This window comes from Paenibacillus sp. FSL L8-0494 (assembly GCF_038003695.1).
Taxonomy (GTDB): Bacteria; Bacillota; Bacilli; order Paenibacillales; family Paenibacillaceae; genus Paenibacillus_AQ; species Paenibacillus_AQ odorifer.
Window position 1 is genome coordinate 786,994 of the sequence record NZ_JBBOPQ010000001.1, and the last position, 19,363, is coordinate 806,356.

Consider the following 19,363-nt stretch of genomic DNA (forward strand, 5'->3'; position numbering starts at 1 on the left):
ACTTTTTATTAAAAGAGAAGAATTTATAAGCTACACAACTATAACATCTTTATATTTCTAAAAGAACCGGTTGTCATCTATAAAAGACGACAACGTGGTCTCTTCTTGTAAAAATTCTAATGGAATATAAATTTCACTCACCGAGTTTTCGTTATCTGGTCCAAGGTACAATTCGCCATAATATTCCAATTCAAATGGAATGGACATCCTGTATTCTGTTTTCGGCAGCCAGATTCCGTAGATATATTTATAGGTAGAAGGGATATCACAAGACCGGCCTTTATGGATGAATTTCAGATAACGTATGGGTGGTAAGATCTGAAGGGGGAAAGTCTGATTGTGGTCTGCTTTTATAGGACTAATTTCGCAGGCACACATGATCGAAAACCCATTACTCTCATAGTCATCTGGCCAGAAGCCAAGCTGATAATATTTTTCAGGCTGTATTCTATCCGATATAGTGGCTACCTTATTGAAAAGCAAAGGCCAAGTATCAGAAATGACGGAGAAATCATGGTCTACTTTAACTACGGGTCCTTGAAGTATAATTTCTCCGAAATCAACGAGCTGGGGGGAGAGATCACTATCAGAAAGGACTTGAAGTAGATCTTGTTCATTTAGTCTAGGGAGCAAAGGGAGTTTCGTTTCAGTAAGTCTTTTTCGAACAAGAGAGGGAGTCGTGTGCAGCATTCTTTTGAAGGCACGGGTAAAGGTCTCATAGTTACTAAAGTTATAGTCTAATGAGATGTCCTGGAGTGAGCGCTCTGGCATTCGATGAATGTCCAAGGCTGCTTCAGAGATTTTGCGTCTGGCTATATAGTCGCCGGGTGCTATCCCAGTGACTGCTTGAAACAGACGGGTGAAATGATAAAGGGAGTATCCCATTTCTTTGGAGAGGACAGCTACAGGAAGAAACGTGGTTAAGCGATCCTCAATGAGATCTAAGGCTTGAATGATTAGTTGGCGATTGTTCAAGAGATGTCCTCCCATAACAGTTAATAGAAATGGTGTCTAGCACGATTACTTCAATTATTTGCTGTCCAGTCGCCCCAAGCAGCAGCCCAATCGGGAACGGTCACTTCCATTACGCGATCTGCACTAGGAAAATAGGCTTTGATGTCGAGAACCGGTGTACCCGGATAGGCATCAAGCCCGGCCACCTCTACTATTCCAGAGTCTACATCGACGGACAGGATTGCTGCTACACTAAGCCCAATTGGATTAGGGCGAATAGGGGAACGGGAAGCAAATACTCCAGTTAAGGTCGCCTCATAAGGAGGCTGAATCTGTGTAGTCTGCCGGAAATGATCATCTGCAAACTCATGCAGCCACCAAAGCACTTGGCAATGACTAAACTGAGATAAACCTTTAAGCGCCGGTCTGAATTCTGGGTTGATTTCAAGCCGCAAATTTTGTGCTGTACCTCTAACCCATCCTATAGGTACTATATTATAGCTTTCTTGTTCATACATTGACTATGACTCCTTTCGGGTATCAGATATGATCTAGTGTATAACAGAGGCATACGGTAAAGCCTGACGATATTTGCTAACATTCATTTAATGCTATAATGAAATTTGATGTGGAAAGGGGAGCATTATGAAGACACTAGTATTGGCGGAGAAGCCGTCTGTTGCACGCGAGATTGCACGGGTCATGGGATGTAATAATAAACAGAAGAGTTATATTGAAGGTCCAAAATATGTGGTTACCTGGGCGCTTGGTCATTTGGTCGGCCTGGCAGAGCCTGAGGATTATAATAAAAAGTTTGCAACTTGGGCCTTGGAGGATCTGCCGATTTTGCCGGAGAAGACCAAGCTGAAGGTGCTGCGGGAGACCAACCAGCAATACAAAGCTGTCCAGCATCTAATGAAACGTCAGGACATTGAGGAGCTTATTGTTGCTACAGATGCTGCCCGTGAAGGGGAGCTGCTGGCTCGCTGGATTATGAATATGGCAGGATGGAAAAAGCCATTCCAGCGGTTATGGATATCCTCGCAGACTGATAAGGCAATTAAAGAGGGATTTGCAAAACTCCGTCCGGGTCGGGAATTTGATCGGTTGTATGAATCTGCACGTTGCCGCGCAGAGGCGGATTGGATGATTGGACTGAATGTCACGAGAGCTTTGACCTGTAAGTTCGGTTCGCCGCTCTCAGCAGGACGGGTACAAACGCCGACATTAGGGATGATCATGGATCGTGAACAGGAGATTACGGGTTTCCGTTCCGTCGATTTTGAGACGCTGACTGCTGATTTTGGGGATTTCCAAGCGGCATGGCGGGCCAGTAACGGTGATGGTCGGATATTCGAAAAGGATAAGACAGCCAGCTTAAAGGATAAGCTTACAGGACGCAGCGGCCGTATTATTAAGGTACAGAAGAGTGAGAAAAGTGAACCTCATCCACTGGCTTATGATCTGACTGAACTGCAGCGTGATGCGAACCGGAAGTTCGGCTTCTCCGCGAAGCAGACCTCCAGTGTGCTGCAGCGGTTATATGAGCAGCATAAACTTGTCACATACCCGCGTACGGACAGTCGTTACTTAACTTCAGATATGACGGGCACACTCAAGGAAAGACTGGATAGTGTTGCGGTCGGTCCATATGCAGCGTTAGCACGTCCATTGCTGCGCAAGCAGCTGCCGATTACGAAACGAATCGTGGATGATAGTAAAGTCAGTGATCACCATGCTATTATTCCTACAGAACAGACCGTATTGTTAAATGGTCTGAGTACTGAGGAACGTAAGTTGTATGATCTGATTGTGCGGCGTTTTATAAGCTTGTTCTATCCGCCAGCTCGTTATGATGCGGTAGCTGTAACCGTCAATGTAGAAGGCGAAAATTTTCATGTCAAAGGGACGACGGTTAAAGATGCCGGTTGGCGCGAAGTATACGGCGGAGATATGAGTAGTGATGACGAGGAGGAATCTGTGGACGAGCCGGCAGCGGGCAGTGTAAAGCTGCCTGAGCTGCGCGAAGGGGCTGCTGTCACGATTAGCCGCTGTATGGTGCGTGCTGGCCGAACGCAGCCACCGAAGCGTTATAATGAAGCTTCGCTGTTGACGCAAATGGAGAAACACGGCCTCGGAACCCCGGCTACCCGCGCGGATATTATTGAGAAGCTGGTAAGCTCCGATACGATTGAGCGGCAAGGTAATCTCCTGCATCCGACAGGAAAAGGTAAGCAGTTAATCGAGCTGGTATCCACTCAGCTACGTACCCCGGATCTAACCGCACGTTGGGAAGCTGAGCTGGAGAAAATAGCGCGTGGTCAAGGCAAACCGGAGCTCTTTTTACAAGGTATCCGCAGTATGGCACAGGAATTGGTAACAGGTGTGAAAACTAGCGGAGCAGAATATAAGCCGCATAATGTCTCTAACAGCCATTGTCCGGAATGCGGTACAAGACTACTCGAGAAGAAGAGCAAACGAGGGAAGCTGCTGGTATGTCCTGCAGATAACTGTGGTTACACCCGTGCAGGTGAGAAAAGATTATCGAATCGCCGCTGCCCACAGTGCCATAAGAAAATGGAGCTTAAAGAGGGTAAAGCAGGCATGTTCGTACAATGTCTAGGCTGTGGAATCACAGAGACCTTAGATAAGGATCACAAACATGTTAATAAACGTGAACAGCAAAAGCTGGTGCAGCAATACAGTAAGCAGGAAAGCATTGGTTCTAACCTTGGGGAACTGCTGAAAGCAGCGCTTGAAGGACAAAAGAAGGATAAGTAGTAGGAATCATCGGATGGTTAGCTTCAATTAAAACGAATGATTAGAATAATGAAGGCTGCTGAGTGTGCTCAGTAGTCTTTTTTATATCCTAGTAAGTTTATGTGGTCTACGGATAGGCTTTGAATTAGAATGGTAAGCAAATGAGTGGAGCAGGTGATTAGGTGGCAGCTGAGCAGCAGGCGAATCCGTTGAAAGCGGCAGATCGCCCACAGGGGCAAGGAAGCAGCAGGTTTTTCTTTTTGGTTATTGTATTTATGTTTTGGTTCTCTTCTTATATTTATGTGCCGGTGCTTTCACCATATGTTGAGCATTTGGGATCATCGTATTTTATGGTGGGTATGGTGCTTGGGATATATGGGTTAATGCAGATCCTATTCCGTATACCCATTGGCATCGGTTCAGATTATTTAAATAGGCGGCGGCCGTTTATCTATCTGGGATTGATTGCGAGTGGAGTCAGCTGTTTTCTTTTTATGTGGGGAGCACAGCCGGGTTGGGCGTTGGCAGCACGTGCGGTATCCGGGATAGCAGCATCGGCATGGGTTGTGTACTCTGTGATGTTCGCAGGATATTTTCCAAAAGAGGAAGCTGGAAAAGCGATGGGCATGCTGCAATTTACTACAGTAATCGCCCAATTGACCAGCATGATGATCAGCGGCTATATGGTAGAGCATTGGGGCTGGAATGCCCCCTTCCTGATTGGTGGAATTGTAGCTATTGCGGCACTAATTCTTGCGCTTCGGTTACCGGAACAAAAGCAGGAAAAACGGCAAAATGCCATACAGATCAAGGAGCTGGCTGGTGTCGTAAAGGAACCTCTGCTGGTAAAAGTCTCGCTGTTGTCTGTGCTGGCGCACTGTGTGCTATTTATAACGATGTTCGGATATACTCCGAACCAGGCGCTGAATATCGGAGCAAGCAAAGAAAGTTTGGGCTGGCTAACACTCGCTTTTATGATTCCGCATGCCATCGCAACACTCTACGGTTCACGTCTGTTTGGAGGGCTACTGGGTGATAGAGGGAAGCTTATGCTAGGCTTTGCGGGAAGCGCACTGTTTACGCTGCTCATTCCTTCTATGCCGACATTAGCGGCGCTTTGTCTGACTCAGGTGGGGAATGGTTTTATGCAGGGACTTATTTTTCCGCTGCTGTTGAGTAAATCCGTATCAGAAATAGATCCCTTTAAACGGGCTACAGCTATGGGGTTCTATCAGGCCGTTTATGCGATAGGGATGTCAGCAGGGCCATTTGTAGCAGGTTGGATGAGCTCTGTATATGGCTTGACCGGAGGATTCTGGTTAGGTGGGATTGCGGCGGCGTTGGCTACAATTTTATCCTGGGTATGGATGAAGGATACGAAGCAGAAGCAGCTAAAAGAAACTTAACAGACTTGGCAGAGCGTGTAAGGATGATTGGTTTTTTGTGCAAAAGGGGAATATAATAGAGATAGGAAGCAAGGAGGAGGAGCCCGGGAGAATGGTCAAGGTTGTAATGTTGTGGTTTGTGGTAATTAATATTATCGGGTATGTAGTGATGTCCGAGGACAAGAACAAAGCCCGCAAAAGGCGGGAACGTGTACCTGAGAAAACACTTTTTCTGCTGGCAGCCATGGGCGGCGCACTAGGTGTGCTGATTGCCATGTACCGTAAGCGCCACAAGACGCGTCATACATCCTTCAGGATCGGAATTCCGCTTCTGCTGCTGCTGAATATCTTTTTGTACAGCTATTTTTTAAGATAATAGTCTTTAGGATTACAAACTAGAAAAAGAGGTGGCGTACATGTTATTCTCTAAAATTTTGCTAGCCTATGACGGTTCAAAGGCTTCTAATCAAGCATTGGAGCGCGCAATTGAACTCGCTAAAGTCACACCAGGTTCTATATTGCATGTCGTACACGCATTTGAATTCCCAAGATTTTTTATCGGAGAAGCTCTTGCACCTCTACCAGCTTCAGTAAATAAAGAATATTATGATTTGGCAGTGCAGACTACCGAAGAAGTGAAGGGACGCCTTGAGGCTGAAGGCCTGAATGCTGAGGTTGAGCTTTTACAAGGATCTCCTGCGGAAGTGATTTTGAAATATGCTAAGGAAAATGCTATAGACATCATAGTTATCGGCAGCCGCGGGCTTGGCGGTATACGTGAATTTGTTCTGGGCAGTGTCAGCCATAATGTAGTACAAAGCGCTCGTATTCCAGTGCTGGTTGTAAAATAATATAGAGTTCAAAGGGACGCTGATAGCGTTCCTTTTTTTCAATTTAAGGAAGTATAGGTCGTATTCTGGAGCTTAAACAACATAGAGTGTTAGAGCTAGGAGTGTACGGAAAGAAGTCTTTCTTGACAAAATAAAAGGTTGTTGAGAATTTAAATTCGTCCAAAAGCGAACATTTATTATGGTGTTTTTACCAATGTTCGTGTTTGAGTTGACATCATGTGTAGGGGATTGTTAAACTGATGTCATGAAGAGCTCGTATAAAACCGGGAATATGGCCCGGAAGTTTCTACCCGGGAACCGTAAATTACCGGACTACGAGGAAATAGGATGCTAGAATGCGATAGTTCAGTCCATATAATGGAGTGATGCATTGTGCAGCTTTCCGCGCTTAATGCCAGTTTGGTAAGAGGCAAGCGGGAGTGTTTTTTCCTAATTCCTTTACTAGTCCGATCCTCCCGCAGCAAAATGCGTCTGGACATCGGGCTTTTTTAATATAAGGAATAAGTTACACGTAATATATCAACCTTATATTATTAAGGAAAACGATAGTCATCCCTGAAGGACGAGAATGTAGTCTCTGCTTGTTCGGATTTACAAGATAAAGATATCTCATACTAGTGATTGGAAGGTAGGTCGAATCATGTCTGTGCAGGTAGCTGTCATCATGGGTAGTAAGTCGGATTGGGATACGATGGAGCACGCTTGTAGGGTGCTGGAAGAGCTGGGATTGTCTTATGAGAAGAAGGTAGTATCCGCGCACCGTACACCGGACTTGATGTTCCGCTATGCGGAGGAAGCCGCAGGCCGCGGCATTCGCGTGATTATTGCAGGAGCAGGCGGCGCCGCGCATTTGCCGGGTATGGTGGCTGCAAAGACAATCCTGCCAGTGATTGGAGTGCCAGTGCAGTCAAAAGCACTTAATGGGCTGGATTCGCTGCTCTCCATCGTGCAGATGCCTGGAGGCATACCGGTAGCAACGGTAGCTATTGGTAAAGCAGGCGCTGTAAATGCAGGCCTGCTGGCCGCACAGATCATCGGAGCGTTCGACCCTGAAGTGCAGCAGCGTGTGCAGCTGCGTCGGGATGCGATCCGCGATGAAGTATTGGAAAGCAGCGACAGCTTATGAGACCGGAGGAGCTGAAGCTGCAGGAGGCTGGCGGCGCAGCTTCGCCAGCCGCACAAGCGTCCGGTGCGGACACCGTCCGGACGCTGCTGCCCGGCTCGACCGTCGGCGTGCTCGGCGGCGGGCAGCTCGGGCGCATGATGGCGCTGGCCGGCAGCGCCATGGGGTACCGCTTCGTGGCGCTGGATCCTGCGCCGGATGCGCCTAGCGGTCAAGTTACGCCGCAGATCACGGCGGCGTATAACGACCGGGACGCGGCGCGGGAGCTGGCCCGCCGCGCGGACGTCATCACGTACGAGTTCGAGAACGTCGACGCGGGCGTAGCCGCGCTGCTGGCGGAGGAATCGTACGTGCCGCAGGGCAGCGCGCTGCTGTATACCACGCAGCATCGGCTGCGCGAAAAAGCCGCCATCGAGGCGGCGGGCGTTCCGGTCGCCCCGTACCGGAAGGTGGACAGCCTTGCGGAGCTAAAACAGGCGGCGGCTGAACTTGGACTACCTTGTGTGCTCAAGACAGCCACAGGCGGTTATGACGGCAAGGGTCAAGCTGTGATTCGTCAGGAAGAAGAGCTGGAAGAAGCTTTCCGGCAGGTTGCACCCGGTGAGGTGATTCCGGAGCTGGTGCTTGAGAAGTTTGTAGCTTTTCAATGCGAAATATCCGTTGTTGCTGCACGCAGTGCATCTGGGGAGGTCAAAAGCTTCCCGCCTTCTGAGAACATTCATGTAAATAATATTTTGCATCTGTCCATTGTACCTGCAAGAGTGTCAGCAGACATTCAGCGCAGAGCTTGCGAGCTGGCTGAGACTTTAATCGCAGGGCTGAATGCGGTTGGACTGCTTGCCGTGGAAATGTTCGTCACAGCGGACGGTGAATTGTTCGTCAATGAGCTGGCACCAAGGCCGCATAATTCCGGCCATTACACCATGGATGCTTGCGTGACCTCACAGTTCGAGCAGCATGTCCGGGCGATTTGTAATCTGCCGCTGGGCGATACAACGCTTTTGACACCTGTAGTTATGGTAAATGTATTAGGTCAGCATTTGGATGGTGCTATTAAAGCGACCTGTACACATGAGGAAAAAGATAATAAGCTGGGTATTGTACCTAAGCTTCATATATATGGCAAGACTGAGAGTAAGACTGGTCGTAAGATGGGTCATATCAATCTGCTGTGCAAGGATACCGGAGACGGCTTATCCTGGGTGGAGCAATCTAAACTTTGGAGGAACTAAAGAATATGATCGAACGTTACAGCAGACCCGAGATGCGGGCCATTTGGACTGAGGAGAATAAATTCAAAGCGTGGTTGGAAGTGGAAATTTGCGCTTGTGAAGCATGGGCGGAACTGGGAGTCATCCCACATGAAGACGCTGCTAAGCTGCGTAAGGATGCTAAATTCGACATCGCACGTATTGATGAAATCGAACAGGAAACACGTCATGACGTAATTGCCTTTACACGTGCGGTTTCCGAAAGCCTTGGCGCAGAACGCAAATGGGTACACTACGGCCTTACTTCCACAGATGTGGTGGATACAGCACTGGGTTACTTGCTGCGTCAAGCGAATGAGATTCTAGAGAAGGATATCATCAACTTTATTGAGATCCTTAAAGATAAAGCTATTGCTTATAAAGATACACCGATGATGGGCCGTACTCATGGGGTTCATGCTGAGCCAACTACTTTTGGTCTGAAAATGGCATTGTGGTACGAAGAAATGAAACGTAACCTGGAGCGTTTCCGCCATGCTGCGAACGGTGTGCAATTTGGCAAAATCTCCGGAGCCGTTGGTACGTATGCCAACATTGATCCATTCGTAGAAGAATTTGTCTGCCGTAAGCTGGGTACAAGCCCTGCACCGATCTCGACACAAACTCTACAGCGCGACCGTCACGCTGAGTATATGGCAGCTCTTGCTCTGGTAGCAACCTCGCTAGACAAATTCGCTACCGAAATCCGCGCTCTGCAAAAGAGTGAGATTCGCGAAGTAGAAGAAGCTTTTGCCAAAGGTCAAAAGGGTTCATCTGCTATGCCGCATAAACGGAATCCTATTGGCTGCGAGAATATTTCCGGTCTGTCCCGCGTGATTCGCGGACATATGGTTACAGCTTATGAGAACGTGCCGCTCTGGCATGAACGCGATATCTCGCACTCTTCAGTGGAGCGTATCATCCTTCCGGATGCAACGATGCTGCTGAACTACATGCTGAACCGTTTCGGAAACATCGTGAAGAACCTGACTGTATTCCCAGAGAATATGAAGCGTAACATGAACCGTACCTTCGGCGTTCCTTTCTCTGGCAGGATCTTAACCAAGCTGATTGATAAAGGCTTCAGCCGCGAGCAAGCGTACGATACCGTTCAACCACGTGCGATGCAAGCTTGGGAAGAGCAAAAGCAGTTCCGTGATATCGTGGAAGCTACACCTGAAATCACTAATGTCCTCACCCCAGAAGAGATTGAAGATGCATTTAACCCTTCTTGGCACCTTAAGCATGTGGATACCATCTTCCGCAAGCTAGAACTTATCTAAAAAAGATAAGTTAGTGGTGAACTAAGGAGCTAGGAATAGTACGAGCGGTTAATGTTGTGCAGAATTGAAATGCAACTGGTCGATAAGGAACGGAGAGAAATTTTGGAACTGTAGAAGCGTTAGCGTTCGCCTTTATTCTCGGATTTCTACCACGGGCAGTGGTTCAAATCAGGAAATCTGAGGATAACAGCGATCGGAAGTCCAAACATTTCTTGTAGTGGCCCGATTGACCCAACAGATATTTCCGATTTTGCAAGAGACGTTTTCGCTCAAGTAATAATTAATGATCATTAGTTCAAGGGAGGAAAGGTCATGACATCATCGGCCGTATCCACAGCCGTGGAACTCATCAATGCGCCGCTGCTCTACAAAGGGAAGGTTCGCGAGCTATACGATTTAGGGGAAAATGTACTGATCGTAGTTACGGATCGGATATCTGCTTTTGACTATGTGCTGGACCCGGCGGTCCCTGAAAAGGGTAATGTGCTTAACCGTCTGAGCGCGTTCTGGTTCGGACAGACTAAAGAGCTGATGGAGAATCATGTCGTTCATATCGATGTGGATCTGCTTGGCGACGTAGTTAAGGACAAAGAGGCCCTCAGAAACCGTGTCATGGTGGTACGCAAAGCGGAGCGCATTGATATCGAATGCGTAGTGCGTGGATGCATCACTGGCGGCGGCTGGAGACAGTATCAAGAAACAGGCAAGGTAAATGGTATTGAGCTTCCTGCTAACCTCCGCAAAAACGCGCTGCTGGCAGAGCCGATTTTTACCCCTGCGGCTAAAAATGATGTAGGTCACGATGAGGATATTCCGTTTGAGAAAATGCAGGAATTAATCGGAGCTGATCTGGCGCTTGAGCTGCAGGAAAAGAGCTTAAAGCTGTTCGCTTTTGCTAGAGAGTATTGTGCTGAGCGGGGGATCATTCTTGCGGACTGCAAATTCGAATTCGGCTTGTTGGACGGCAAGGTGATTCTGATCGATGAGATTTTTACACCGGATGCTTCCCGCTTCTGGGCTAAGGATAAATACGCGCTTGATATTGAAATTGATAGTATGGATAAAGAGCCTGTTCGTACGTATCTATCTGCATCTGCCTGGGATAAGAATAGTAAACCTGATCCGCTCCCAACTGAAGTAGTAGAAGAAACTACACGGCGTTATCTGGACATTTATCATCGTCTTACTGGCAAGTCTTTATAGTTCAACATAGTGTGTGCACTCATGGGAATAAATTCAGTATATATTTTTGAAGCTAAATGTACTCATTGTAGAATTTCAGTTTCAGAGGGTATGCTCATTAAAATTTAGGAGGAACTACAAGCATATGTTAAAAGCGACGGTATATGTCACCATAAAGAAAAGCGTTCTTGATCCACAAGGGGTAGCAGTACAAGGAGCACTTCATTCGGTAGGCTTCCAAGAAGTTGAAAGCTTGCGTATTGGGAAATATATGGAGCTGACTTTGGATACGGATAACCGTGCTGAAGCGGAAGTGCGTCTTAAGGAAATGTGCGAAAAGCTACTTGCCAACACGGTGATCGAGGATTACCGCTACGAATTGGAGGACTAAACGACATGAAATTTGCTGTACTTGTCTTCCCAGGCTCCAACTGTGATATTGATTGCTACAAGGCGGTAGAGGACAGTCTCGGCGAACCAGTCGATTATGTGTGGCATACAGCGACGGATTTGTCGGCGTATGATTGCATTTTGGTTCCAGGCGGATTCTCATATGGTGATTACCTGCGCTGTGGCGCGATTTCGAGATTTGCTCCTGTTATGGCTGAAGTTGCTAAAGCAGCAGAGCAAGGGAAATACGTGCTGGGCATTTGCAATGGGTTCCAAATTCTTACTGAGGCTGGTTTGCTGCCAGGTGCGCTTCGCCGCAACATGTCGATGAAGTTCCGCTGTCACGATACAGTGCTTAAGGTTGTTAATAATGAAACCCCATTTACTATTGACTATGCTAAAGATGAAGAAATCATCATCCCAATCGCACACGGTGAAGGCAACTACTACTGTGATGACGAGACTTTAGCAGAGCTGAAAGCTAACAATCAGATCGTGTTTACCTATAGCGATAACCCTAACGGCTCCGTAGCCGATATTGCGGGTGTTAGTAACGTACAAGGGAATGTGGTTGGCATGATGCCTCACCCTGAGCGCGCGGCTAATAGTTTACTTGGTTCAGAAGACGGCAAAAGAATGTTTACATCCATACTGAAGACTTGGAGGGATCGTCATGACGCAGCAAGTATCCGTTAAGGAACCGACCGCAGAACAGATTGCGGAGCAGAAAATTCACAGCCAGTTCGGTGTGTCGGACAGCGAATATGAGCTGATCAAGTCTTTTATGGGACGTTTGCCGAACTACACTGAAATCGGCGTATTCAGCGTAATGTGGTCCGAGCACTGTGCCTATAAGAACTCCAAACCACTCCTGAAACGTTTCCCAATTTCCGGACCACGTGTCCTGATGGGACCTGGCGAGGGCGCAGGGATTGTAGATATCGGTGACAACCAAGCGGTTGTTTTCAAAATCGAAAGTCATAACCATCCTTCAGCGGTAGAACCTTTCCAAGGTGCGGCAACGGGTGTCGGCGGGATTATCCGTGATATTTTCTCCATGGGCTCCAGACCTATCGCAATCCTCAATTCACTACGTTTCGGGAAGCTGGAAAGTGATCGAGTAAAATATTTGTTCGAACATGTTGTGTCTGGTATTGCTGGTTATGGTAACTGTATCGGGATTCCAACGGTTGGCGGCGAAATCATGTTTGATGATAGCTATGATGGCAATCCGCTAGTTAACGCAATGTGTGTGGGTCTGATTGATCATGACAAAATCCAACGTGGCGTAGCTAAGGGTGTTGGCAACCCAGTCTTCTATGTAGGTCCTCCTACAGGTCGTGATGGAATTCATGGTGCTACTTTTGCATCGGTAGAGCTTAGTGAGGAATCAGAAGCTAAACGTACCGCAGTACAAGTCGGCGATCCATTTATGGAAAAGCTCGTTATGGAATCTTGTCTAGAACTGATCGACAGCGGCATCGTTATCGGGATTCAGGATATGGGCGCAGCAGGTCTTACATGCTCTAGTGCGGAGATGGCAAGTAAAGCAGGCAATGGTCTGGAACTGTATCTTGATCAGGTGCCACAACGTGAAGAGGGCATGACGCCTTACGAAATGATGCTTTCAGAATCACAAGAACGGATGTTGTTCGTCGTTGAGCCGAAGGATGAGGCCCAGGCACAAGAGATTTTTGACCGCTGGGGTGTTATCTGCTGTAAAGTCGGTAAAGTTACGGATGATGGCCGCTTGAAATTGTATCATCACGGCGAGGTTGTTGGTGACATGCCAGTAACGGCGCTCGTGGATGAGTGTCCAGTATATAACAAACCTTCTGAGGTTCCTGCTTATTATATTGCGAATGAAAAGGTAGATACTCTTCGTTACGAGGAAGTTACGGATCTGGGCGGTGCATTGCGTACAGTACTTGGATCACCAACCGTAGCAAGTAAAGCATGGGTATACAATCAATACGATTACATGGTGCGGACGAGCACAGCTGTACGCCCTGGATCTGACGCGGCTGTAGTTACCATTCATGGTACTCGTAAAGGACTTGCGATGACTACAGACTGTAATGGCCGTTATGTTCATCTTGATCCTGAAGTGGGCGGACGTATTGCAGTCAGCGAAGCGGCACGCAACATCGTTTGTTCCGGTGCTGAACCGCTGGCTATTACGGATAACCTGAACTTCGGAAATCCTGAGAAGCCTGATGTGTTCTGGCAAATGGAGCGTGCGGTTGATGGTATGGCTGAAGCCTGTCGTGTGCTGGATACTCCGGTTATCGGTGGTAATGTCAGTCTTTATAACGAAAATACTACGGGTTCCATCTATCCAACGCCGGTTGTCGGCATGGTTGGTTTAGTAGCGGACACGGATCATATTACGACTCAGGGATTCAAGCAAGAAGGCGATTCCATCCTTCTGCTGGGAGTAACCAAGGCTGAGCTGGGCGGCAGTGAATTCCAATATGCTGTTCATGGTGTGACCGAAGGTCGTCCTCCGGCTTTGGATTTGGTTACTGAGAAAAAACTGCTGAACGCAGTCCTTACCTCAATTCGTGGCGGTCTGGTGCGTTCCGCACATGACTTGTCCGAAGGTGGACTTGCCGTAGCACTTGCAGAGAGCTGTATCAGCGGTGGAATCGGAGCGAACGTTGAGCTTTCAGCTAACGGTCTTAGATCTGATGTAGCATTGTTCAGCGAAAGCCAATCACGCATTGTGCTGACAGCCGCTCCTGAACGTGCGGAAGAGCTGAAAGCAGCGATTGCAGCCAGCGGTGTTCCAGTGGAGAACATCGGAACTGTAGGTGGAGACAGACTGCGCGTAAATCTGGACGGCGTGTCCGCACTAGATGAAGCTGTAGCAGAATTGAAATTCGTTTGGGAGGATGCTATTCCATGTCTTATGAAATAAAGACCGGGAAAGAGCAGGAGACTCCTATCCTGTGGACTGGTGACTTTTACAATGAAGGAACGGGCTCGGGAGATATTTTTGACACATTAAAAGAAGAATGCGGCGTTTTCGGGGTCTTCGGACACCCGGAAGCGGCGTCCATGTCTTATTACGGCTTACACGCCTTACAACACCGTGGGGAAGAAAGTGCGGGAATCTGCGTAGCAGACGGTCGCGATTTCAACTATCACCGCGGGATGGGGTTAGTAAAAGAAGTATTCGACAAGGACAAAATTGCCTCATTGGTTGGAGACATGTCCATTGGGCATGTACGTTATTCCACCAGTGGGGACAGCCGCTTAACCAATGCGCAGCCACTGGTATTTAAATATCGTGACGGCGATTTGGCGATTGCTACGAACGGCAACATAGTAAATGAACCGTTGATCCGCAAACAGCTAGAACAAAGCGGATCGATCTTTCAAACTACGAGTGATACAGAAGTGCTGGCGCATCTGATTGCCCGTTCGCCAAAGGATTTTGTTGAAGCGGCAAAAGATGCGCTGCAGCAGCTCGTTGGCGGGTTTGCTTTTCTGCTTATGACAAATGACAAGTTAATTGTCGCTTCAGATTCCCATGGCTTGCGTCCGCTAGTGATGGGACGGATTGGTGAAGCTTATATTTTTGCTTCCGAGTCCTGCGCATTAGAGGTCATTGGGGCACAGCTGGTTCGAGATATTGAGCCGGGCGAACTGCTAGTCCTCGACAAAAACGGCCTCTTAGAGGACCGTTTTACCGAACCCAAACGTAAAGCGCTGTGCGCGATGGAGTATATTTACTTCTCACGCCCAGACAGTGATATGAACGGCTCTAACCTGCACTCCGCCCGTAAGCGGATGGGTAGCCGCATGGCACTGGAAGCTTTTGTCGATGCTGATCTCGTAACCGGTGTGCCGGATTCCAGTATTTCAGCAGCCATCGGGTATGCCGAGCAAACGGGAATTCCTTATGAGCTTGGGCTCATTAAGAATAAGTACACTGGACGGACCTTCATCCAGCCGAGCCAAGAACTGCGTGAGCAAGGTGTGAAGATGAAGCTGAGCGCCGTGCGCAGTGTAGTTGATGGCAAACGTGTCGTTATGATCGATGATTCTATCGTTCGTGGCACGACCTCACGCCGAATCGTCAATCTGCTTCGGGAAGCGGGAGCTGTTGAAGTGCATGTGCGGATTACTTCACCGCCGTTCAAGAATCCTTGCTTCTACGGCATTGATACACCAGACCGCCGCGATCTCATCGCGTCCTACAAGACCATTGAGGAAATGTGCGAAGAGATCAACGCCGATTCCTTGGCATTTTTGTCGCCGGAAGGCTTAATCTCTTCCATTGGTGGACACAACAAAGATGACTATAAAGGCGGACTTTGCCTTTCTTGCTTTGATAATGATTACCCGACGCAGGTGGATTTTGGCGGGGCAGAGAAAGATGGCTGCAGCTGTTAGTAGGGCCATCCCCCTAAGTCTCCCTTGCAAAGTGTGGGTACTCGCTTATATCGCTAGAAGAGGTTGCATGGCGCAGCTCATGCACCGAGGTCTTGAGGTCCGTGTGCAAGGCGCGCACTGCGGCTTGCAGTAGGGACAAACCGGTGGTTGGAGGGAGTTATGGAGAGGAAGTTTGGAACTGTAGAAGCGTTAGCGTTCGCCTTTATGCTCGAATTTCTACCGCTCAGCGGTAAAAAATTCAAAGGAATTCGAGCATAACAGCGATCGGAAGTCCAAACATTCCTCGCAGTAACTCCCCTACAACCACCCAAAAGCCGAATGCGCCCAAACGCGCTCTAAACTATTAAAAGATGAGGTGTCCAATAGTGTCGGAAGCTTATAAAAACGCCGGAGTGGATATTGCGGCTGGTAATGAAGCGGTAGAACGCATGAAAAAGCACGTAAAACGTACTTACCGTCCAGAAGTAATGACGGATCTTGGTGGGTTCGGAGCGCTGTTTGGCCTCAATAAAGATAAATATGAAGAGCCAGTGCTTGTATCGGGAACCGATGGTGTAGGCACAAAGCTCAAAATCGCATTCGCGGCGGATCGCCATGACACGATTGGCATCGATGCTGTAGCTATGTGCGTGAACGACATCGTAGTGCAAGGCGCAGAGCCACTCTTTTTCCTCGACTATCTGGCTTGCGACAAAGTGGTGCCGGAGAAAATCGAAGCTATCGTAGCTGGAATCGCTGAAGGCTGTCACCAAGCGGGTTGTGCACTGATTGGCGGCGAAACGGCTGAGATGCCGGGTATGTATTCAGCAGGTGAATATGATATCGCTGGATTCACAGTGGGCGTAGCTGATAAAGCGAAGCTGGTAACAGGCGCTGACATCGCTGCTGGAGACACAGTGATTGGTCTGGCTTCCAGTGGTGTGCACAGCAATGGCTTCTCGCTGGTGCGTAAGCTTTTGCTTGAGCAAGAGGGTTATGGTCTGAATGACGTGCTTCCTGAGCTTGGCGCTCCGCTGGCGGATGTACTCCTTGCACCAACTAAGATTTATGTGAAGCCTTTGCTGGCACTGCTGGAGCAGCTTCCGGTAAAAGGTATGGCTCACATTACGGGTGGCGGATTCATCGAGAATATCCCACGCGTATTGCCTGATAATGTAGACGTGGAGATCAATTACGGATCATGGCCGATTCTGCCAATCTTCGGGTTGATGCAGGACAAAGGAAACGTAAGCAACCGTGATATGTTCACTACTTTTAATATGGGAATTGGTCTTGTTCTCGTAGTTAGCGCTGCTGATGGAGAACGCGCTCTTGAACTGCTTAAGGCTAGCGGAGAAGAGGCGTATATCATTGGGAAAGTAACAGAAGGGGAACGCAAAGTAACCTTTACTGGAGCTGAAGTGTGATGCAATCAAGTCGAATCGCTGTTTTTGCTTCGGGGCAGGGCAGCAATTTTGCAGCACTGATCGAGGCACAGAAAGCAGGTTTGCTTGGAGACGGCAGGATTGAATTGCTTGTCTCGGACAAGCCGGAAGCGCCTGTAGCACAACGTGCGGAGGATGCGGGAATTCCCGCCCTCCTGCTGCGGCCAAAAGACTTCGCCAGCCGTGAGCTCTACGAAGCAGAGATTGTAGCAGAGCTTCAGCGGCGGGATATCGGGCTGGTTGTGCTGGCAGGGTATATGCGCCTCATTACACCAGTGCTTTTAACGCCGTATGCGGGTCGGATTATTAACATTCACCCATCGCTGCTGCCTGCTTTTGCTGGAAAGGATGCGATCGGACAAGCGCTGAATTATGGCGTGAAGCTGACGGGTGTCACTGTGCATTTTGTCGATGGAGGTATGGATACCGGGCCAGTTATTGCTCAGCGTAGCGTAGTTGTGTTGGATAACGACACGGCGGATTCATTGGCGGAACGGATTCATAAGGTTGAGTATGAGTTATATCCTGAAGTGGTTGGCGCTTTTGCCAGCGGGAAAGTGGAACTGAGTGGAAGAAAGACGATTATCCGCGAAAAGTAAGCCACACTGTAGTCATTCAAAGTTTTGGATCGACATTTGGTGACAGGCGGAGAGATTTCAGGGTATTTCTCGGGAAATATTGCATAAGCGGCATTATGTGTCGTGTAGTAGGTAATAGAGTCAGATTCTTTCTTATAGTTTCCCAAGCTTTTAGATGTCATCACATTAAATCGCACGTACAACCCGAAGGAGGACTATTCAAAGTGAGTATCAAAAGAGCGCTAGTTAGCGTATCGGATAAACAAGGTATCGTGGATTTTTGCCGCGAGTTGTCTGCATTAGGCGTAGAGATTATTTCCACAGGTGGAACAAGCACGCTTTTGGCTAAGGAAGGTGTTCCAGTCATCGGTATTTCCGATGTTACAGGATTCCCGGAAATCATGGATGGACGTGTCAAAACCTTGCACCCGGCTGTACACAGCGGATTGCTAGCGGTTCGTGACAATGAGGAACACACGCGTCAAATGAAAGAGCTTGGTCTGGACTACATTGATCTGGTAGTAGTAAATCTGTATCCGTTCGCGGAAACCATTGCTAAACCGGATGTATCGTATGAAGAAGCCATCGAGAATATCGATATCGGCGGACCGACGATGCTGCGTTCTGCGGCGAAGAACCATGCTTTTGTAAGTGTAGTGGTAGATGCTAACGACTATGCTACAGTGCTTGAAGAGGTTCGCGCAGATGGAGATACAACGCTGGAAACACGCAAACGTCTTGCGGCAAAAGTGTTCCGTCATACGGCGGCTTACGATGCCTTAATTTCCGATTATTTGGCTAATGTTACTGGCGAACCGCTTCCTGAGCGCTACACCGTGACTTATGAGAAAATTCAGGATCTGCGCTACGGCGAGAATCCGCATCAAAAAGCAGCTTTCTATCGCAAGCCTTTGGCTGCGGGGGATACTCTTACAGCAGCTGAGCAATTGCATGGCAAAGAATTATCCTACAACAATATCAACGATGCTAACGCAGCGCTGCAAATCGTGAAAGAATTTGAAGAACCTGCTGTCGTAGCCATTAAACATATGAATCCTTGTGGTGTAGGTGTCGGTGAAAGTGTATACGAAGCTTATCAAAAAGCTTACAACGCAGACCCAACCTCTATCTTTGGGGGTATCGTGGCAGCTAACCGGATTATCGATGCAGACACTGCTACTCTGCTGAAAGAGATTTTCCTCGAAATCGTATTGGCGCCAGGCTTTACGGAAGAAGCACTGGAAATCCTTACAAAGAAAAAGAACCTGCGTCTGCTCAAAATCGGCAATCTCAGCACGGCTAGCGCGCGTAAGAGCAGCTTCGTAGTTACCTCTATTGATGGAGGAATGGTTGTACAGGAGAGCGATGTGCATTCTGTGAACCCGGATGATCTACAAGTTGTTACGGACCGTAAGCCAACCGAAGAAGAATTGAAACAGCTGTTGTTCGGCTGGAAGGTAGTTAAGCATGTGAAATCTAATGCGATTGTATTAGCTGCGGATGATATGACAGTTGGCGTAGGTGCAGGGCAAATGAACCGCGTTGGCGCAGCTAAAATTGCGATTGAACAAGCTGGCGAGAAGTCCAAAGGATCAGTCCTTGCCTCTGACGCCTTCTTCCCAATGGGAGATACGCTTGAAATGGCAGCCAAAGCAGGCATTACCGCAGTTATTCAGCCAGGCGGCTCCATTAAAGACGAAGAATCGATCAAGGTCGCGAATGAGTATGGAATTGCTATGGTCTTCACAGGCGTCCGTCATTTCAAACACTAGAACGCTGGGA

At 48.2% G+C, this 19,363-nt stretch carries 17 protein-coding genes and 1 riboswitch; of the genes, 15 read left to right on the plus strand and 2 right to left on the minus strand.

Features of this window, described 5'->3' with window-relative positions:
* Window positions 1-57: 57 nt before the first annotated feature.
* Window positions 58-975, minus strand: coding sequence for an AraC family transcriptional regulator (locus NYE35_RS03580; RefSeq protein WP_339812270.1), 918 nt, complete (start codon window positions 973-975; stop codon window positions 58-60).
* 50 nt (window positions 976-1,025) lie between these two features.
* A complete protein-coding gene (gene tsaA, locus NYE35_RS03585; protein ID WP_076104166.1) occupies window positions 1,026-1,472 on the minus strand; it encodes a tRNA (N6-threonylcarbamoyladenosine(37)-N6)-methyltransferase TrmO in 447 nt (148 codons plus the stop codon).
* 127 nt (window positions 1,473-1,599) lie between these two features.
* On the opposite strand from tsaA, the gene NYE35_RS03590 reads away from it, so the two are divergent.
* The 15 genes from NYE35_RS03590 (at window position 1,600) to purH (ending at window position 19,353) form a co-directional block, all read left to right on the plus strand.
* Window positions 1,600-3,735: a DNA topoisomerase III gene (locus NYE35_RS03590; RefSeq protein WP_076104165.1), complete on the plus strand. Its 2,136-nt coding sequence runs from the start codon at window positions 1,600-1,602 to the stop codon at window positions 3,733-3,735.
* Window positions 3,736-3,896: 161 nt separating this feature from the next.
* On the plus strand, window positions 3,897-5,120 hold the full coding sequence (locus NYE35_RS03595; RefSeq protein ID WP_052096757.1) for an MFS transporter: 1,224 nt from the start codon (window positions 3,897-3,899) through the stop codon (window positions 5,118-5,120).
* Window positions 5,121-5,211: 91 nt separating this feature from the next.
* The gene (locus NYE35_RS03600) at window positions 5,212-5,475 is read left to right on the plus strand and encodes a DUF1294 domain-containing protein (protein ID WP_036680925.1); all 264 of its coding nucleotides are present in this window, start codon (window positions 5,212-5,214) and stop codon (window positions 5,473-5,475) included.
* A gap of 40 nt (window positions 5,476-5,515) precedes the next feature.
* The gene (locus NYE35_RS03605; protein ID WP_036680923.1) at window positions 5,516-5,950 is read left to right on the plus strand and encodes a universal stress protein; all 435 of its coding nucleotides are present in this window, start codon (window positions 5,516-5,518) and stop codon (window positions 5,948-5,950) included.
* Window positions 5,951-6,183: 233 nt separating this feature from the next.
* A riboswitch (purine riboswitch) is annotated at window positions 6,184-6,285 on the plus strand.
* Between the two features lie 305 nt (window positions 6,286-6,590).
* Window positions 6,591-7,076, plus strand: a complete 486-nt coding sequence (purE, locus tag NYE35_RS03610; RefSeq protein ID WP_038568659.1) for a 5-(carboxyamino)imidazole ribonucleotide mutase — start codon at window positions 6,591-6,593, stop codon at window positions 7,074-7,076.
* Window positions 7,073-8,305, plus strand: coding sequence for a 5-(carboxyamino)imidazole ribonucleotide synthase (purK, locus tag NYE35_RS03615; RefSeq protein WP_051491162.1), 1,233 nt, complete (start codon window positions 7,073-7,075; stop codon window positions 8,303-8,305). The genes purE and purK overlap by 4 nt, the downstream gene beginning before the upstream one ends.
* Window positions 8,306-8,310: 5 nt before the next feature.
* Window positions 8,311-9,606, plus strand: a complete 1,296-nt coding sequence (gene purB, locus NYE35_RS03620; protein WP_036680917.1) for an adenylosuccinate lyase — start codon at window positions 8,311-8,313, stop codon at window positions 9,604-9,606.
* A 312-nt stretch (window positions 9,607-9,918) separates the two neighbouring features.
* Window positions 9,919-10,809: a phosphoribosylaminoimidazolesuccinocarboxamide synthase gene (locus tag NYE35_RS03625; protein WP_036680914.1), complete on the plus strand. Its 891-nt coding sequence runs from the start codon at window positions 9,919-9,921 to the stop codon at window positions 10,807-10,809.
* 124 nt (window positions 10,810-10,933) lie between these two features.
* Complete coding sequence (gene purS / locus NYE35_RS03630) at window positions 10,934-11,179, plus strand: phosphoribosylformylglycinamidine synthase subunit PurS (RefSeq protein ID WP_036680912.1); 246 nt, start codon at window positions 10,934-10,936, stop codon at window positions 11,177-11,179.
* Between the two features lie 5 nt (window positions 11,180-11,184).
* Window positions 11,185-11,874 (plus strand): phosphoribosylformylglycinamidine synthase subunit PurQ, encoded by a 690-nt coding sequence (purQ, locus tag NYE35_RS03635; RefSeq protein WP_036680909.1) that lies wholly within the window; start codon window positions 11,185-11,187, stop codon window positions 11,872-11,874.
* A complete protein-coding gene (gene purL / locus NYE35_RS03640) occupies window positions 11,852-14,098 on the plus strand; it encodes a phosphoribosylformylglycinamidine synthase subunit PurL (protein ID WP_341120160.1) in 2,247 nt (748 codons plus the stop codon). Before purQ ends, purL begins: the two co-directional genes overlap by 23 nt.
* Window positions 14,083-15,579, plus strand: a complete 1,497-nt coding sequence (gene purF / locus NYE35_RS03645; RefSeq protein ID WP_036680905.1) for an amidophosphoribosyltransferase — start codon at window positions 14,083-14,085, stop codon at window positions 15,577-15,579. Before purL ends, purF begins: the two co-directional genes overlap by 16 nt.
* Window positions 15,580-15,944: 365 nt before the next feature.
* A complete protein-coding gene (purM, locus tag NYE35_RS03650) occupies window positions 15,945-16,985 on the plus strand; it encodes a phosphoribosylformylglycinamidine cyclo-ligase (RefSeq protein WP_076215809.1) in 1,041 nt (346 codons plus the stop codon).
* The gene (gene purN / locus NYE35_RS03655; RefSeq protein ID WP_038568663.1) at window positions 16,985-17,602 is read left to right on the plus strand and encodes a phosphoribosylglycinamide formyltransferase; all 618 of its coding nucleotides are present in this window, start codon (window positions 16,985-16,987) and stop codon (window positions 17,600-17,602) included. Before purM ends, purN begins: the two co-directional genes overlap by 1 nt.
* A gap of 203 nt (window positions 17,603-17,805) precedes the next feature.
* Window positions 17,806-19,353: a bifunctional phosphoribosylaminoimidazolecarboxamide formyltransferase/IMP cyclohydrolase gene (purH, locus tag NYE35_RS03660; protein WP_038568665.1), complete on the plus strand. Its 1,548-nt coding sequence runs from the start codon at window positions 17,806-17,808 to the stop codon at window positions 19,351-19,353.
* Window positions 19,354-19,363 lie beyond the last annotated feature (10 nt).

Excerpts from the sequence above, each read along its gene's own strand:
- purS (WP_036680912.1), top strand. The coding sequence starts at position 10,934 with ATGTTAAAAGCGACGGTATATGTCACCATAAAGAAAAGCGTTCTTGAT.
- purF (WP_036680905.1), top strand. The coding sequence starts at position 14,083 with ATGTCTTATGAAATAAAGACCGGGAAAGAGCAGGAGACTCCTATCCTG.
- purE (WP_038568659.1), top strand. The coding sequence starts at position 6,591 with ATGTCTGTGCAGGTAGCTGTCATCATGGGTAGTAAGTCGGATTGGGAT.
- purQ (WP_036680909.1), top strand. The coding sequence starts at position 11,185 with ATGAAATTTGCTGTACTTGTCTTCCCAGGCTCCAACTGTGATATTGAT.
- purN (WP_038568663.1), top strand. The coding sequence starts at position 16,985 with ATGCAATCAAGTCGAATCGCTGTTTTTGCTTCGGGGCAGGGCAGCAAT.
- NYE35_RS03605 (WP_036680923.1), top strand. The coding sequence starts at position 5,516 with ATGTTATTCTCTAAAATTTTGCTAGCCTATGACGGTTCAAAGGCTTCT.
- NYE35_RS03590 (WP_076104165.1), top strand. The coding sequence starts at position 1,600 with ATGAAGACACTAGTATTGGCGGAGAAGCCGTCTGTTGCACGCGAGATT.
- tsaA (WP_076104166.1), bottom strand. The coding sequence starts at position 1,472 with ATGTATGAACAAGAAAGCTATAATATAGTACCTATAGGATGGGTTAGA.
- purL (WP_341120160.1), top strand. The coding sequence starts at position 11,852 with ATGACGCAGCAAGTATCCGTTAAGGAACCGACCGCAGAACAGATTGCG.
- purK (WP_051491162.1), top strand. The coding sequence starts at position 7,073 with ATGAGACCGGAGGAGCTGAAGCTGCAGGAGGCTGGCGGCGCAGCTTCG.
- purB (WP_036680917.1), top strand. The coding sequence starts at position 8,311 with ATGATCGAACGTTACAGCAGACCCGAGATGCGGGCCATTTGGACTGAG.
- NYE35_RS03600 (WP_036680925.1), top strand. The coding sequence starts at position 5,212 with ATGGTCAAGGTTGTAATGTTGTGGTTTGTGGTAATTAATATTATCGGG.
- NYE35_RS03625 (WP_036680914.1), top strand. The coding sequence starts at position 9,919 with ATGACATCATCGGCCGTATCCACAGCCGTGGAACTCATCAATGCGCCG.